This window comes from Paenibacillus sp. P5_B5, from assembly GCF_056400365.1.
In genome coordinates, this window is record NZ_JBFULK010000012.1 from 159799 (window position 1) to 176822 (window position 17024).

11 protein-coding genes are annotated in these 17024 nt (G+C 39.7%); 10 read left to right on the top strand and 1 reads right to left on the bottom strand.

The window, feature by feature from the left end:
* The first annotated feature begins 79 nt into the window (after positions 1–79).
* The 4 genes from AC1DOK_RS16705 to AC1DOK_RS16720 all read left to right on the top strand — a co-directional run bounded on the left by AC1DOK_RS16705 (position 80) and on the right by AC1DOK_RS16720 (position 9957).
* The gene (locus AC1DOK_RS16705) at positions 80–6724 is read left to right on the top strand and encodes a WIAG-tail domain (RefSeq protein ID WP_477555434.1); all 6645 of its coding nucleotides are present in this window, start codon (positions 80–82) and stop codon (positions 6722–6724) included.
* Between the two features lie 292 nt (positions 6725–7016).
* Positions 7017–8141, top strand: coding sequence for a CgeB family protein (locus AC1DOK_RS16710; protein ID WP_477555435.1), 1125 nt, complete (start codon positions 7017–7019; stop codon positions 8139–8141).
* Between the two features lie 190 nt (positions 8142–8331).
* Positions 8332–8652 (top strand): hypothetical protein, encoded by a 321-nt coding sequence (locus AC1DOK_RS16715; protein ID WP_477555436.1) that lies wholly within the window; start codon positions 8332–8334, stop codon positions 8650–8652.
* 90 nt (positions 8653–8742) lie between these two features.
* Positions 8743–9957: a glycosyltransferase family 61 protein gene (locus AC1DOK_RS16720; RefSeq protein WP_477555437.1), complete on the top strand. Its 1215-nt coding sequence runs from the start codon at positions 8743–8745 to the stop codon at positions 9955–9957.
* On the opposite strand, the gene AC1DOK_RS16725 is transcribed toward AC1DOK_RS16720, so the two are convergent.
* Entirely contained in the window at positions 9935–10633 is a 699-nt protein-coding gene (locus AC1DOK_RS16725) for a class I SAM-dependent methyltransferase (RefSeq protein ID WP_477555438.1), read from the bottom strand. The two genes, AC1DOK_RS16720 and AC1DOK_RS16725, sit on opposite strands and share 23 nt — an antisense overlap.
* Positions 10634–11210: 577 nt before the next feature.
* Here AC1DOK_RS16725 and AC1DOK_RS16730 point away from each other — a divergent pair.
* From AC1DOK_RS16730 to AC1DOK_RS16755, 6 genes are all read left to right on the top strand, one after another.
* The gene (locus tag AC1DOK_RS16730) at positions 11211–12374 is read left to right on the top strand and encodes a glycosyltransferase family 61 protein (RefSeq protein ID WP_477555439.1); all 1164 of its coding nucleotides are present in this window, start codon (positions 11211–11213) and stop codon (positions 12372–12374) included.
* A 29-nt stretch (positions 12375–12403) separates the two neighbouring features.
* Entirely contained in the window at positions 12404–13300 is an 897-nt protein-coding gene (gene galU, locus AC1DOK_RS16735) for a UTP--glucose-1-phosphate uridylyltransferase GalU (RefSeq protein WP_477555440.1), read from the top strand.
* On the top strand, positions 13297–14274 hold the full coding sequence (locus AC1DOK_RS16740; protein WP_477555441.1) for an NAD-dependent epimerase/dehydratase family protein: 978 nt from the start codon (positions 13297–13299) through the stop codon (positions 14272–14274). Before galU ends, AC1DOK_RS16740 begins: the two co-directional genes overlap by 4 nt.
* Positions 14271–15638, top strand: a complete 1368-nt coding sequence (locus tag AC1DOK_RS16745) for a UDP-glucose dehydrogenase family protein (RefSeq protein WP_477555442.1) — start codon at positions 14271–14273, stop codon at positions 15636–15638. Before AC1DOK_RS16740 ends, AC1DOK_RS16745 begins: the two co-directional genes overlap by 4 nt.
* Positions 15639–15808: 170 nt before the next feature.
* Positions 15809–16003, top strand: a complete 195-nt coding sequence (locus AC1DOK_RS16750; protein WP_477555443.1) for a hypothetical protein — start codon at positions 15809–15811, stop codon at positions 16001–16003.
* 665 nt (positions 16004–16668) lie between these two features.
* On the top strand, positions 16669–17024 hold a 356-nt coding region (locus AC1DOK_RS16755), incomplete at its 3' end, for a hypothetical protein (protein ID WP_477555444.1).

Consider the following 17024-nt stretch of genomic DNA (forward strand, 5'->3'; position numbering starts at 1 on the left):
TTTTTTTTGGAACATATGACCAGTAACTGGGTGTTTGCATATGTTACAAAAGACTAGAATTACTGGGAAGGAGAACCTTATGAAAAAGTGGAAAAGCCGCAATGATGTGAAATCATCGAATACAAAGCTTAGCAAATATAGTTCCAGAACAAATGAGTTGAGTTTTCTCGATGAGGATCGGAAGCCAGCTAAAGAAACCAAAATTATAGAATACATGTCGAAAAAGCTTACAAAGCAAGAAGAACCCGTTCAACAAAAGCAACCAGAAGCTAACAATGAACCGATCGTAGAAGCTGATAAGCTATTAATTTCTTTAGCAACCGTTGCTCCTGTTCTAGAATTACCGGATTCACCAATTAATGAGGTGCCAAAGCAAGTCTTACCGCAGGTTATTCAGCAGCAAGAGGAAATTACGCCACAGAACATTCTTTCTACTGAGAAAGTTGAAGTAGTTAAGAAAGTTGAAGTAGTTAAGGAAGTTAAGGAAGTTAAGGAAGTTAAGGAAGTTAAGGCAATTGTAGAAGCAGAAGAAAAAGCGGCAGTAGAGGTAATAGAAGCAATTATTGCGAGTGAGAGCATTCAGCGTATGGAAGAGAACACGGCTCTAATGGCCTTGATGGCTCATCGTAAGAATGGGAAGCTAGCTCAGCCTGTTGTATATACGGATGATATAGTGGAAGCAGCAGTTACGAACGAGAAAATTGCTTCGCGGGCAATTGATGAAACTAAGATTAAGCCGCAAAGTATCGGTACAAAGTTACTAAAGGATCATTCAGTTGATCAGTCCAAAATCGTAACAGGTTCTGTTACGGGAGATAAAATTGCAATTGGTGCTGTTGATCAAGAGCATATTGCGCTTCATGCGATCACTGGGGATAAAATTCAGGATCGTACGATTACTGGGGAGAAACTGATCGATTCGTCGATTACCTCCAATAAGTTAGCAGATGGTGCGATTGATTCAACCAAAATTGCGTATCGTTCGATTCAAGCGGTTCATTTATCAGAGTTCTGTATTTCTCCGGAATTAATTGAAGATCAAGCGATCACCTCGGATAAAATAAAGAGTGGCGCGATTCAGTCCAGACATTTGGTTAATCAAATTATCGATACAGCTAAATTAGCAGATGGAGCTATAGCGACTGAGAAGTTACGTGATGAAGCCATTACTGCTGCTAAACTATCACCTCAGAGTGTATCCTCGGAGCACTTGCAGGATGGCGCTATCGGACATCAACACTTATCATCGGGTATTATTCAAAGTGATAATATTGCTCTTGAGCAAGTGACTTCTGAACATATTGCGGCTGATTCAATTCGTACAGATCATCTTGAGGATGGAGCTATAACTTCTCTTAAATTAGCAAAACATTCGGTGAATGGGGTTCATTTGAAGTCTGGTTCTGTACTTGGTGAACATCTTCCAGATGAGGTAATTCAGGAGAAGCACATTAGTAATCAATCTGTTTCAACTCGCAAGCTGGCCAAAGGTGCAATCACAGAAGAAATCATTTCTAATTATGCTGTAACAGCTAAGAAGCTGGCTAATCATTCCGTAACAGCTGACAAAATTGCTCAAGATGCAGTTGATACAGACCATTTGGCGAAATCGGCAGTGACTAGGGATAAAATTGCCGCAGAAGCAATTCAATCAGTGCATATTTCTTCTGGCGCAATTGGTCCGGCACATATCCAAGGTAAGGCGATAGCTTCTACTATGCTACAGGATGGAGCTGTTACTTCGAGCAAACTACAACAGAGTGTTGTTCAGAGTCAGCATTTAAACGATGGAGTCGTTCAGATACATCATTTGGCCTCGCATGCGATAACAACATCCAAATTAGCACCAGAATCAGTATCGACTGATAAGCTCACAGACCGTGCTGTCATTGCAACAAAGCTTGGTGAAGGCGCTGTAACGTCAGATAAACTTGCAGCAGGAAGTGTGCATAGCCATCATATTGCAGACGGTGTAATTAGCTCTGAATTACTTGCTGACAATAGTATAACGTCTACGAAGATCATGGATCATGCAGTTGTTACCGAACATCTCGCTAATCAGGCGGTAAGTTCTGAGAAGCTCATGAGCTCTGCAATTCTCTCTGAGCATATTGTAACGGGCGCAATTAAAGGTGAACATATTGAGCAGTCCGCGATAAGAAACTACCATTTGGCGGATCATTCAATTGATACGCGAGTTCTCATGGATGATGCGATAACCGGCGATAAAATAGCTGATGAGACGATTACAGGAGATAACCTTAAGAATGATGTGATTGGTGGCAAGCATCTTCAGGCGAAGTCAATTGAAGGGTTTCATATTAAATTCCGCTCTATTTCGCAGGAGCATTTACAACGAGGGGCATTCACATTAGAGCAGCTCAGCGATCAGAGTATTGATGGTAATAAGCTGAAGCTATCTTCCATTCAGACAGAACACATTCAAGATTGTGCCATTACATCTGAAAAGCTTGCAGAAGAAGCCATCGGTTCAAATCATTTACAGAATGCTTCCGTTCAGTCTCCAACCATTGCCGATGGGGCGGTAACACGAGATAAAATAGCTGATGGAGCCATTATTGGAGTAAAGCTCAGCAAGGAGATTATTAATGCCTTGCATATCGTACCTAATTCTGTGCAGTCTCAGCATCTTCAGCGTTCATCGGTACAGCGTGCCCATTTATCTGCTGAATCCGTGAGTAGTGAGAAGCTTGCACTAGGTGCTGTTCAGGATGTTCATATTGCAGAACGAGCCGTATCTTCAATCCATTTGGCTAAGCGAGTTGTTGGTTCAATTCATATTGAGGACGAAGCTGTAACTGCTGAGAAACTACAAGATAATGCGGTAACGACAGATAAATTAGCTAGTGAAGGCGTGACAACTAATAAGCTGGCTGAAGAAGCAGTTACATTCGATAAGTTAGCAAGGGCGAGTGTAGATGGTAGTAAATTGCGCTCTGAATCGGTTGGAACTGAGCATTTAGTTCAAGCTTCTGTCACGAGTGAGAAGCTTGCGCCCTCAGCGGTAACAGAACTGAACATTGCAGATCATGCGGTTGGACTGAATAAATTGGCACATGGTTCTGTGCTAAGCGAGAATATTATCAAGCATGCAATCCAAACGGAACATTTGCGTGAAGCAATTGTCGGACGTGAACACTTGATTAATGGTGCAGTCACCTCAGAGAAGCTAAGTCTTGGGGCAGTACAACGTGACAATTTGGCGGATCATTCGATAGCAACTCAGCATCTTACTGAAGGGGCTGTTAGTGAAGAGCACTTGGTCGATCGTGCCGTTACATCCAAGAAGCTTGCTCCTAAAGCTGTTAGAGCGTTGAATATTGCAGAGCGATCTATCGTATCTGAGCATCTAACAGATGGGTTATTAAAGGAGAGACATCTAGCTGATGCTTCTGTTACAAGCTTAAAAATAGCAGGCAATAGCATTCATGCGATTCATTTAGCTAATAATGCGGTGATTAACAATTCAATCTCACCTGAAGCTATAGAAAGTGCTCATTTGGCTAAAGAGATAGTAAGGACGGAACACTTAGCTGATCAATCGATTTCTTCGGATAAATTACAAGATAGAGCTGTTGCCTCAAGGCATTTGGCAGATCAATCAATCGGTAATAGAGAGCTTGGTTATCAAGCTGTATCCTATGATAAATTGGCCGACAATAGTGTGGATGGTACGAAGCTGCAAGTCGGTGCTGTTGAATCTGACCATTTACTTGATCATGCAGTGACCCGCTACAAAATTGCACGTGGCGCAGTAGCAGATATTCATCTTGCAGAGGAGTCAGTCACATCGGAAAAAATTACTCCGCAAGCTATAGAAGCTCATCATTTAGCTAAGGGTATTATTGATTCGTCTCACCTTACACCAGGTTTAATTCTAGAGTCTCATTTATCTATTGGATCGATTTCTGGTGAAAAGCTGTCAGATGGTTCTATTTCCTCCATGAAGCTGACACCAGGATCTGTTAATACAGATAAATTGGTACATGAAAGTGTAACTTTTGAGAAATTATCAGTTTTAAGCGTGGATGGCTCCAAAATACGACCTCATTCGATAGCTGGTATTCATCTGAACGATGGCATTATTGGAACCGATCATTTGATGAATGGCGCAGTGAATAATTGGCATCTTGCAGACAATAGTATCTCAGCTGAGAAGCTGGCAGTAAATTCAATACGTAGTGAGCATGTTGGAGCGGGAAGTATTGACTCTATCCACATTGTAACTGGAGCAGTTAATGGTCAGCATCTAATGGATCATGTGATCTCTGCTGATAAGCTGCAGGATGGTTCTGTTACTAGCGGGAAGCTACTTAGCAACAGTGTGGATACTGCCAAATTACAAGATGAGTCAGTTACGTACGAGAAGTTAGCGATTAATAGTGTTGACGGAGCTAAATTACGCCATGCATCTATATCCTCCATCCATTTGATCGATGCTTCTGTGACTGCAGATCACCTTGCTCCAAGCTCCGTTACCCATAAGCATCTTGCACTAGAAAGCGTTACAAGTGAGAAGCTTGCAGCTAGTGCGGTTGCGCAGGAACATATTGCACGAGGATCTATAGTAGCAGAACATTTAACACCAGAAATTATAAGCGAAAAGCATCTTACAGTTGGGTTAATTCGTGAGCAGCATTTAAGCTCTGGTTCTATAAGTGGTGATAAACTTATGGATGGCTCCATTTCCGGTGAAAAGCTTGCCCCTTGGAGTATCGGTACAACTCAATTAACTGAAGAGTCAGTAACGCTTGAGAAGCTAGCTGAAGGTTGTGTGGATGGTACTAAGCTTCAAGCTGGCAGTATTAGCAACATCCATTTGACAGAGGAGTGCGTAGATGGAGAGCATTTGTCATTCGAAGCTGTCAGTGAACGTCACTTATCGGCTGGCAGCGTAACAGGTGAAAAGCTTGCGCCTGAGTCTGTTAGTGCAGAGCATATTAATGAAAGCTCAATTGTAAGTGAACATTTAACACTTGAATTAATTAAACAAGAGCATATAAGCAGCGGCGCTATATCAACTGATAAGCTGCAGGATGAATCTATCAGCAGTGAGAAGCTGATGGATGCAAGCATAACAAGTCGTAAACTCGCATTGAATGCTATTTCCGGTGATAAGTTGCTGGATGGAAGCATTGAAGGCTCTAAATTACAAGCAAACTCGGTTAACCATACACATTTGATTGATGAATCGGTAACTTCTTGTAAATTGGCATATGGCTCAATTAAAGAAGAGCACTTAGTTAATGGCTCTGTGACAGCAGACAAACTAGCGGTTCAATCTATTTCTGCAGAGCATATGACGGAGGGTGCAATTCAAGGGAACCACCTAACTCCTAGATCGATTCGAGAAGAACATCTGAATGCAGGTTCTATCAGTACGGGGCAACTGCAGAATCAATCCGTAACTGCAGCCAAATTAAGTGATAGCTCTGTAACGACAGACAGCTTAACAGATGAATCAGTTACTTACGACAAGATTGCTCAATTGAGTATAGATGGTTCTAAATTACGTAAGTTTGCTGTTTCTACAGATCATTTAGTTGATGCGTCGGTTACAGGAGATAAACTAGCAGCGGGCTCGATTACAGCAGAACATATGACCGAAGCAAGTATACAAAGTGTCCAGTTAGCTCATCAATCGGTTTTGAGAGAGCATCTTACAGCAGGCTCGATTACAGCAGAACATTTGCGTGATAGCATTATAGAAGAAAGACATTTGGGACCAGGGTTAATCCGAGAAGAGCATTTAAGCCAAGGTGCTATATCTGGCGATAAGCTAATGGATTACTCCATTACTGGAGATAAACTCGTTTCTTGGTGTATCGATACAGATAAAATAGCTGATTACTCCATTACGAATGTTAAACTTGCATCAAACAGCATTGAGTCGGCTAACCTTTGTATCAATAGTGTCAAGGAAGAACATCTAGAACAAGGCTCTGTATCTGGAAACAAAATCGCCCCAAATGCGATTTCGTCTATACATTTAATGAATAATAGTGTTACGAATCGACATCTGCTGGCTGATAGTATAGATAATGAACATATTCGGGATGATGTAATTGAAAGCAGGCATCTAAAGTCAGAGCTGGTTGCTGAAATTCATTTGTGTGATGAAGCAGTTTCCAGTCGTAAGCTAATTGACAGCTCTGTTACTGAAGCTAAGCTTGCTGACTATTCCGTAACCTGCGATAAGCTCGCTGCTAATGTAGTGACATTCGATAAGCTTGCAGAAGACAGTGTAGATGGTTCTAAGCTTCGCAAAGGATCAATTTCTACGATTCACTTGTTAGATCAATCAGTCACTTCAGCTAAATTAGCCTTACACGTCATTCATTCAGAGCATATTGCAGATAGTTCAGTTGGGCAAGAGAAGCTGGCAACAAGTTCCGTATCTGAAGATAAATTAACGTTCAAGCCTGTACAGACCAGCAGTACCAAACCTCTTGCCTTACAGCAATTTGGTCTCGCTTCGTACCAAATGAGCGTTCAGGATGAAAGTGTAGACATCGAACTTATCTTCGACGATCCTTTCGCAAACGATCAGTATTCACTTGTTGCGATGTCGAATCACCCAGCCTGCTATGTGGTTGTGAAGAGCAAAGAAGTGGACTATGCGATTGTATCCGTTATACGTGCTAAATTCTCGCCGGAACTCTTCGGAACAATTAATTGGATTGCAATTGGAATGAAGATATAACCTAAAAAAACGCTTGATGGACTATTTATGCATATCCGAGATTTGCGGGTATGCTTTTTTGCGTGATTCAGAAATTTCACCTTCAACTTCACTACGCATGCTCTTATTTATCTAGTCATAAGCCGATTTTTACGCATATTAGTTATAAGTCCATGTTACCTTCTTAAGGTTCGCATATGCTTTAAACAAGTATAAAACTGCATGATGCAGGTATCCAAAGACTATTCGTCTTAGAGGCTTATGAAATTGATTCAATGACTTGAGTTTATAGGGTGGAATGGAGGAGATAATCGTGCAGCTCGACATTCAATCTCAATATAACAGTAGTGTGAAAGGCTATTATACAGGGTACCAGAAGGGATACAGGCTAGGATGCTGTAAAACCATTAGAAGGCTTGTTTTACAGGATCCCCTCGTATATCACGATTGCAAGGTTTTATTCATACCCCAAGGCTTAGAGGCAATTGATACTGGCGTAATCGAAGGCTTTCGGGGCTTGATTCGAGAACTCATCATCGGGAACGCTCAAGAAATGCAAGAGATAGCGCAAGCTTATCAGCCTGATCTAGTGCTTGTAATGAATGGTTTGCATGTATTTCCAGATAATCATTTGGACCAAATCAATGCGATTCGAGCAATGGGAATCAAAACCGCTATTTGGTTTGCTGATGACCCATACTATACGGACTATACGGTTAAGATCGCGCCATCTTACGATTATGTGTTTACACATGAGATATCCTGCGTTTCTTTGTATCAATCGAAGGGCTGTCAGCAAGTGCATTACTTGCCGCTTGCAGTTCGAAATACACTGTACCGTCCATTAGAAGTTAGTACCAAATATATGAATGATATTTGTTTTGTGGGGAATGCTTTTCCGAATCGAATTGAATTTTTCAATAGCTTAGTACCCTATCTAGCGAACAAAAAAGTAATGATTGTTGGAGCACAATGGGATCGGTTAAAGCAATATAGTTTACTTGCCAAGCAAATTCATTTGGAATGGATACCAATTGAGGAAACGATTAAATACTACAATGGCGCCAAAATTGTCGTTAATTTACACCGAGGAGTTCAGGATAGAACCTACAATCGAAATAGTGAAGGGATATCTGGATGTTCAACAAATACAAGAACCTTTGAAATTAACAGTTGTGGAGTTTTTCAATTAACGGATGTTCGAGATGATTTGCAGAGCTTATATTTGGCTGGCGTTGAGATTGAAACGTATGGATCTCCACTCGAATTTGTACACAAAGCTGATTATTACCTGTCACGTGATAAGGAGCGGTCACAAATTGCTTATCGTGGGTTCAAGCGAACATTGAAAGACCACACATTCAGACAGAGAATCCATCAGCTACTTATGAATACTTTAGTTAATCAGAATCAATTTCATAACTCATTAAAACGATAAAATGGAAACTATATATAGACAAATTAAAGCGTTTTGATCTATATATAGCCTTGATTGAAGCAGCTAAAGGTATTATGAAATTGATTCAATCAGCAAGTTTATGAGGAACATCCTTGCTAGGCAATTGCGGAGAGCATATTGTCTATGGCTGCATACCTTAAAGGTATACGTGTGGGAGGTTGCTATAACGATGAAAAAGCGCAAATTAACCAAAGGTAAACATGCCAAACGTATTAAAAAAAACTTACGTCAAACATCAGAGAAGCCAAAAAAACAATTGAACAAGCACAAGCATAAGCATAGTAAACAAAGTAAATACATTAATAAAGATAAAAATCATAAACGTGACAAAAAAAGCAAGCATCATAAACATAGCAAGCACAAAAAAAGATCCAATAAACTCCAAATTAAGCAGCAATCTAATAACCAAAGGGAATTCAAAAAAGAGTATCAGATAGGATTTCAAAAAGGATTTGATCAAGGACTATTAGACGGTGCAAAGTATTTATAGTCAAGCATTTCTATACAAAAAAATAGCCGACCTTCATAGGAAAAGAGGTTGGTTTATTCTTATGTATAGGTATTGGAGGTGATATGGGGGATGTTAGGGAGAACTCGCATATACAAGAAGAAAACATCTAATCAGCGTACTCGAAAGAAACAAATCATTAGGAGAAATCCAAAATGGTTTTATCCGACTACTTGGGATTACATTATTGCCCAATATGCAAATGTACATCGCGCTAAAAAATATTATAAAAAGTTATATTGTGATGAAATCAATTATTGTATGGAAGCAAAACATTTAGAAACCACAATTCATAAAGACTTTCAGTTTCGTACAGTGAAGTCGCCATCTCCATTTGTTGCAGTGCTAAAAGATGGTTGTGTATGGGGCAAAAATGCCTTTGTGTTCTCAAGAGAACATAAACAGATTCAAGACGTATCCTTTGAATTTCGTATAGAAAATTTTAAAAAAATAAAAAAGCATTTCGTATTTAAAAAGTGGAAATCCCATCCTCCCCAATACTTCCCAGGAAATGTAGCCGTTCTTACTTTTTGTTCTGCTCAAAATTATTTCCATTGGATGTTTGATATTTTGCCTCGTATTGATTTACTTCGTCAAAGCAACATACAGATCGACAGATATATTATTAATCGTAAAAGCCATCTTCCATTTCAAGATGAAACACTTGTTACACTCGGTATTCCAAATGAAAAAATAATTGAAACAAATAATAAATTTCAGCTACAAGCTAAGAAACTAATAGTTCCGTCGCTGGTAAACCACTATATAATAAAACCGCACACGTATGTAAGGCCTTATGCAATACCGAAATGGGTTTGTGATTTTCTCAGAAAAGAGCTTTTGTTAAAGACAAAAAGTGACTTTAAAGAACAAAATGAATACATTTATATAAGTCGAGAAAATGCGTGGGTTCGAAAAATACTAAACGAGGAAGAAATTATGAATTTTTTAGCAGTATTTGGGTTTAAATTAATTAATTTGGAACTTATGACAGTTGCCCAGCAAATTCAATTATTTGCTTCTGCCAAAGTCATCGTTGCGCCACATGGAGCTGGTCTAGCCAATTTGGTATTTTGCAGACCTGCCACAAAGGTAATCGAAATTTTTTCACACAAATATATGCCTGCTTACTACTGGATGATCAGCAATCATGTTCATTTGGATTATTATTACATGGTTAATGAAGTAGAGGATTCAAGTCTTGCATCATCAGATTTTTCAGTGAATATAGGGAAATTATTAGAGGTTCTTAAACTTGCTGGTCTTAGTACTTTTGAAAAACCATGACTCCATTCCAAAAAGTAGGATGTCCGTTATAAGAAGTAGTAACATCTAATAGTATTTTATAATCATTTATACTGTTCGAAATAAAGTCAAGAGTAGCTTGCCTTGGTTGTTCCCAGTTCGTATCATCAACCAATATAATGCAGTTTTTTGTAAAAAAAGGTTCAGCCATTTTTAGTCCCTTTAATTGATTATCGTAGTCATGCGCTCCATCATAAATATAAAATCCAATAAGTTCCTTGTGCAATTGATTGAAGTAATCAACATAATCCATATCATAGAAGGAATGAAATTCACTTTTATAGAGTGAAAACCTTTTTGAAAATTCTTCCCGTGGGCCTCCGAATTCCGAGAAGTTATCAATGCCGATACACTTTTTATTCCTATTATTTACCATGCCAGAAATTAAAGTAAAACCATTCCAAACCCCTACATTAACAAATGCCTGATGATCTTCCATCTGCGAAACGCCCCTATTTATTATAGCTCCTAATGCAAGGGTCGACATTCTTGGGAACTTACAAATTTCATATAAATTTCCTTTTATTTGTTGATCCTTATCTGGAAATACCGTATTTGAAAACTCAAAATCAGTCATATCATCAATCTGAAAACTAGGGGACATGTTCGGCTGTAATAAATCGAAATAAATGCCATTAATAAATGTCTTAAAGTTCATTGCGGAGTTCCTCCTATTAAGAGCAGATTTTTATTTTGTTATGTATACGAGTCTTACAACCTTTTGATGACTCTTCTACGAGGATAACTTCCATTTTAAATCATAATGACGGCACTACTGTAGTTATATGTTTATCCAAGATCGAGTGACACGGCAGCTTCATCAATTCAATTATATTAGTACATTGGCTGATAGCGAAGTATCTCTAACCTTCATACGATATGATTAACGATTCGGTTGATAGTTTTGAGAATTAGAATTAAATTATGTTCTCAATATTGGAGAGGGATGAGATATGGAAATAAGCGCTATAAGGCAAGTATCAAATGTTAAAAGACGTAGAAGAAAGCCGACAAGAACAAGTTATAAATTAAAACTTTTGAAGAATCATTACGAAAAGCTTCTAAAGAGATGTAAGGTAAAGCTTCTAAAGAGACGTAACATAAATCTTCTAATGAGACGTAAGGTAAAGCTATTAAAGAGACGTAACATAAAGCTTTTAAAGAGTTATAAGGTAAAGCTTCTAAAAAGTCGTAAGGTTTTGGCATACAGGAGAAGACGCAAAATTCAGATACTCATGAGACATAAATATAAAATAATAAGCAGCAGACGTCGATCCCTCTATGAAGGAGCGCCAGATGGTTTATATGATTCGACCAAGAAATGGCTTGAATCAACCTACGGTCAGGAAAAATCCAATTGCTATTACAAAGAATTTTATACAGATGACGTAACGCATCTGAACGATAGTATTGGAATTGATAATGCCGTTCATGAGCATTTTCGCTCGAGTATCGTATACGGACAGCCTATGTTCACTGCTGTAATAAAAAATGGGCGAGTGTGGGGGAAGAATGGAGCGGTAATCAGCCCGAATAATAAGCTCTTTGGGGATGTTTCATGGGATTATAATAAAGAATTCGTCTCTGGCAATAATCATACCGTATTCCATAAATGGAACAATCCTGCTTTGAATCGCATTAAGGAAACAACTGCTCTTCTTACATTCGTTTGGAGTGGTAATTATTTTCATTGGTTATTTGATGTCTTGCCCCGTGTAGACTTGCTGCGTCAAAGTGGAATTGAAATCGATAAATATATCGTACCTAGAGATAATTTGGCAATTCAAGACGAGACATTGAACATGCTTGGAATTCCAAAAGAAAAACGGATTTATACTGATCGTGATTTTCATGCTAGATGCGATCAACTCATTGTTCCTTCTTTTGTGAGATCGGAGAGGGAGCATCCGTCCGAATACCCCAAATGGGTTACCAATTTTCTGCGCAACGAATTTTTGTTGACGAGGGACGTTCCTTTGTCTGAAGATTACGAACGTATTTATATTAGTCGATCCAAAGCTTGGCAGCGAAGACTTCTCAACGAAGAGGAAGTTCAAACGATCATGAGAGAACGCCATTTTCGTATTGTCACGCTGGAAGATTTGTCATTCATGGAACAGGTTCGAATTTTCGCATCAGCTCAAATCGTTGTTGCACCCCATGGCGCAGGTCTTGGAAACCTAGTTTTCTGCAAACCGGGTACCAAAGTTGTTGAAATGTTTTCTCCAGATTATGTATCCAATTACTATTGGCATCTTTGTAATCAAGTAGACCTGAAGCATTATTATTTAATCGGTGGAAATGTTACTAAGCCTAATGAATCATGGTGGGCAGGGTCATCGGATTTCAAAGTGGATACCGAAAAACTAATTTGGCTACTTAACATTGCAGGAATCTAAAAATGGTTTAAAGCAAGGGGGGAGTATAGATGAAAAATATAAATAAAGCTGTCATTCCTGCAGCGGGATTAGGAACTCGTTTTCTTCCTGCTACCAAAGCGATACCCAAAGAAATGCTGCCTATTGTCGATAAGCCTACCATTCAATATATCGTTGAAGAGGCAGTGCAATCTGGAATTACAGACATTTTCATTGTAACGGGAGACAACAAAAGATCAATCAAAGATCATTTCAATAAAAATAACAAGCTTGAATTAGTGCTTAAAGAACAAAATAAGCAAGAATTATTAAAATTTGTGCAGGAAATTAATAATTTAGCCAATATTTATTTCGTTCGTCAAGAGCAGCCACTAGGACTTGGTCATGCAGTTTGGTGCGCTCGTAATTATATTGGGAATGAGCCTTTCGCAGTTTTACTGGGAGATATTGTGATCGACAGCCAAGTACCGTGCTTGCAACAGTTAATAGAAGTTTATAACGAGAAGCAGTCATCGGTTATCGCAGTCGAAGCTGTAGATTGGTCGGAAACAAGCAAGTTTGGAATCGTAGATGGAAACCAGGTAAGCGATTTATTGTGTCTTGTGACTCATTTAATTGAAAAACCCAAGGAGAACCCTCCTTCCAATAAAGCGATTGTTGGGAGGTATATTCTCGAACCTGAAATTTTCGAGTATATCGAGAAAACGAAGATCAGTGTTGTTGGAGAAATTCAACTAACGGATGCATTGCAACAACTTGCGCGTGAACAACCCTTATGGGCTTATCAATATCAAGGAAAGTTATTTGACATTGGCGATAAATTTGGATTTCTTCAGGCAAATGTGGAACTAGCTATCAAGAACGATAGTTTAAAAAAGAAGTTTGAGCATTTTTTGCAAAATTTATTGAAGGAATCGAAGAATGATAGAGGAGGGATGGAGGATTGAACAAAGTCGTTGTGACGGGAGCAGCTGGATTTCTTGGCTCATCCCTTACTAAAAAACTTGTAGGTAGAGGGTATCAAGTCATTGGAATCGATAACTTGCGAACCGGGAAAGAAAGCAATTTAGCTGAAATTGTCAAACAAGCAAATTTTACATTTATTAATAAGGACGTGGTCTCCGAAGATGTTCTTACATTGAAGGAGCTTACAGGAGTGGAAGAAATCTATCATTTGGCTTCTCCAGCATCCCCTGTATTTTATCAATCTGCTGCCCTCGAGACGATAGCTGTAAATTCGATAGGAACCAGGAATATGTTAGAGTTGGCGAAATTAAATGGGGCAAAAATCGTTTATACCAGTACAAGTGAAGCATATGGAGATCCCGAAGTCCATCCGCAGCAAGAAACTTACCGAGGTAATGTCAATACATGGGGACCGAGAGCTTGCTATGATGAAGCCAAACGGCTAGGTGAAGTATACTGCTATGAGTATTACCGTCAATTTCAAGTACAGGTAAAAGTTGCACGAATATTCAACACGTATTCAGCAAGCCTTCGTAACGATGATGGAAGAGTAATTTCCAATTTGGTCAATCAGGCGATCACGGGTCAAGATATGACCGTTTACGGTGACGGGAGTCAAACTCGATCTTTTTGTTATGTGGACGATATGATACGGGGATTGATGCTTTTGATGGAAAACGATTCGGCTATCGGAGAAATCGTTAATCTTGGAAATCCCCATGAATATTCTATTTTATACGTTGCTGAGCTTATAAAACTATTAGCGAATTCTACAAGTTGTATTACGTTTCTCCCCCTACCGATAGATGATCCTAAGCAGCGTTGTCCGGTCATTGATAAAGCGAAGCGGCTCTTGAACTGGGAACCGGAAATCGACTTAAGGGAAGGGCTTCTACGGACAATTCAGATGTACCGCCTTCAATTGAACAGATCAAGCGGAGGCGATCAGGAATGAAAGTGGTATGTATAGGCTCAGGCTATGTGGGTAGTGTAACGGCTGCAGCTCTTGCAATGGCAGGATATTCTACAACTGTCATCGATGTTGACCAGAGAAAAGTAGATAGCATAAATGCAGGGCAAAGTCCGATTTATGAACCCGGTCTTCAGCAGCTTATACAGCAGCAGTCAGGAACAGCGTTAAGGGCTTCTGTCTCTTATCATGAAGTAAATGATGCGAATGTTGTTTTTATTTGCGTAGGTACGCCTTCCCTTCCGGGTGGTACGGCTGACTTGAGTTATGTCAAAGCTGCGGCTCGTTCGGTAGGCAAAAATTTGAATACTGGGCAATTTACGGTCATCGTGAACAAGTCAACGGTACCCGTCGGTACGTCTGATCTGGTTGCTATGATTATAGAGGAAGTATCAGGGTTGCAAGCAGAAGAGCACTTTGCTGTTATCAGCAACCCTGAATTTTTGCGAGAAGGCTTTGCATTGGAAGACGTTTTCTTCCCTGACCGAATCGTGATCGGAACGAAAAATGATAGAGCAAGAACAATTATGAGGGAATTATACAAACCTTTCGTAGAGCGACTGCAATATGAAGAAGTTTTGGCTTTATTGCCCTCTGGGATAAAGATGGATCGACCGATACCTGTTTATTTTGAAACAGATGCGAAAAGTGCAGAATTAATTAAATATGCATCAAATGCATTTTTGGCAGTCAAGATTAGTTATATCAATGAAATAGCCAGGTTATCCGAGGAACTTGGCTCTAATGTTACGGACATCGCGAGGGGGATGGGACTTGACTCGCGAATCGGCGAGAAGTTTTTGCAAGTATCGAGTGGGTGGAGCGGAAGCTGTTTTCCTAAGGATACTGGGGAGTTATTGGTGACTAGTCAAAAATATGGGAAGGAACTCGCCGTTGTCAAAGCAGCAGTAGAGTCAAACCATCAGATGTACCAATTTTGTGTACAAAAGATTCAGCGAAAGTTAAAAAGTTTGAATGGCAAGACAATCGGTATTCTGGGTCTAACGTTTAAACCAGATACGGATGACGCGCGTCTTACACAAGCGAATTCGATGATTAACCAACTTTTGGAGTTCGGGGCAATGGTTAGAGTCCATGATCCGAAAGGTATGGATATGTTTCAGAGCTTGAATCGAGAACTCCCGATTCACTACTGCAGTAATTCCGAAGAGGTTGCCTACCGAGCAAACGCATTAGTTTTGTTGACACATTGGAGGGAATACCAAGTGCTGGATTGGGAACGAGTGTTCAAATCGATGAAAACCCCTTATATCTTAGACACGCGAAATTTCTTATCGGCAACTGAATTACGAGCAGTTGGTTTTGATTATGAAGGCATTGGAACATAACCTTTGTCGAATTCCTGATCAAAATAGGACATCCATCCTGAATAAAGAACTTTTATGCAACACTACTGATAAAATGGAAAGATTTTGAACTGAATGTACTCATCCCCGGTCTCATTTTATTTGTTTAACATATAATGATGGCAGATTGTATGGAAAGGAGTGATATTTCTATGGATTATGAACAAAACAACGACAATGAATTGAATGAGAAGCAAAAACGTGACGGAGAAGCATCGGAGAAGAAACAAAAACGTGACGAAGAAGCTTTGGAAAAGAAGCAAAAACGTGATGAAGAAGCTTTAGCTAAGAAGCAAGATCGCGATGATGCTGAAGCTGAAACTGAAACTGAAACAGATACTGATTAAGCTTGATAAAAAAAGCGCATTGCTCTTGTAAACTTTGACCCTAAACGTAGAAGACCGAATTAATAACCCTACGCAATAAAGTGGTGGCTCCTGAATTCATCAGGAGTCATTTTTATTTAAGTTAATCAGAAAGTATAAGTTTTCACTATACCTTCACTGATTAACCTTAGGAAACGCTCCCTGCCCGTAGTTTTCTTGCGAAAACCGCTTCTGTCCCTAAAGGACAGCGTAGCCGTTTCCTACTGTGTCCACAGGTTCATGATGACCACTCGCATTCACTCTATTTACTCTACAAGATAACTAGTGTCCTCTCTTGGTGATCTCGCAATCCAGAGTACACCCTACTTTTTTTGTGATTGACTAGGATGCAATTCTAGGTAAACAAACTATTGAAAAAAGATTTCATCGATAAATTACGGCTCAACACCAAAATCAGTGCTTGTATACCGCTTATAGCGGTAGAAATCCGGTGGTAAAGGCTGAATTAGCTTGTACCAGAACCTTGATTCACCACTACTAATGAAATGCGAATTTCATTCGTGCGAGTTTGTCAATCTAGCTACACCATAGTGGAATAAATTCAACTCTACTTTGATGACTTCGCCCTGAACAAGTAGAGACGTCGCTTAATATAATAATCTTGTAATAGAAAGGAGGATAAGTTATTGGATAAAAAAGAGGATTATAGAAGCAAATTGGATCAGGATTTAGACAACGATAATGATGTAAGAGCTGACGTAGATGGGGATTCCGATGCGAAAGCGAAGGCCGATGCGGATGCGAAAGCGAAAGCGATAGCTGATGCGGATGCGAAAGCTGATGCTGATGCTGACGCCGATGCCGATGCTGATGCCGATGCTGATGCTGATGCTGATGCGAAGGCTGATGCGGATGCTGACGCCGATGCGGACGCGAAAGCTGATGCTGATGCTGACGCCGATGCCGACGCCGATGCTGATGCCGATGCGGATGCTGACGCCGATGCTGACGCGAAAGCTGATGCTGATGCTGACGCCGATGC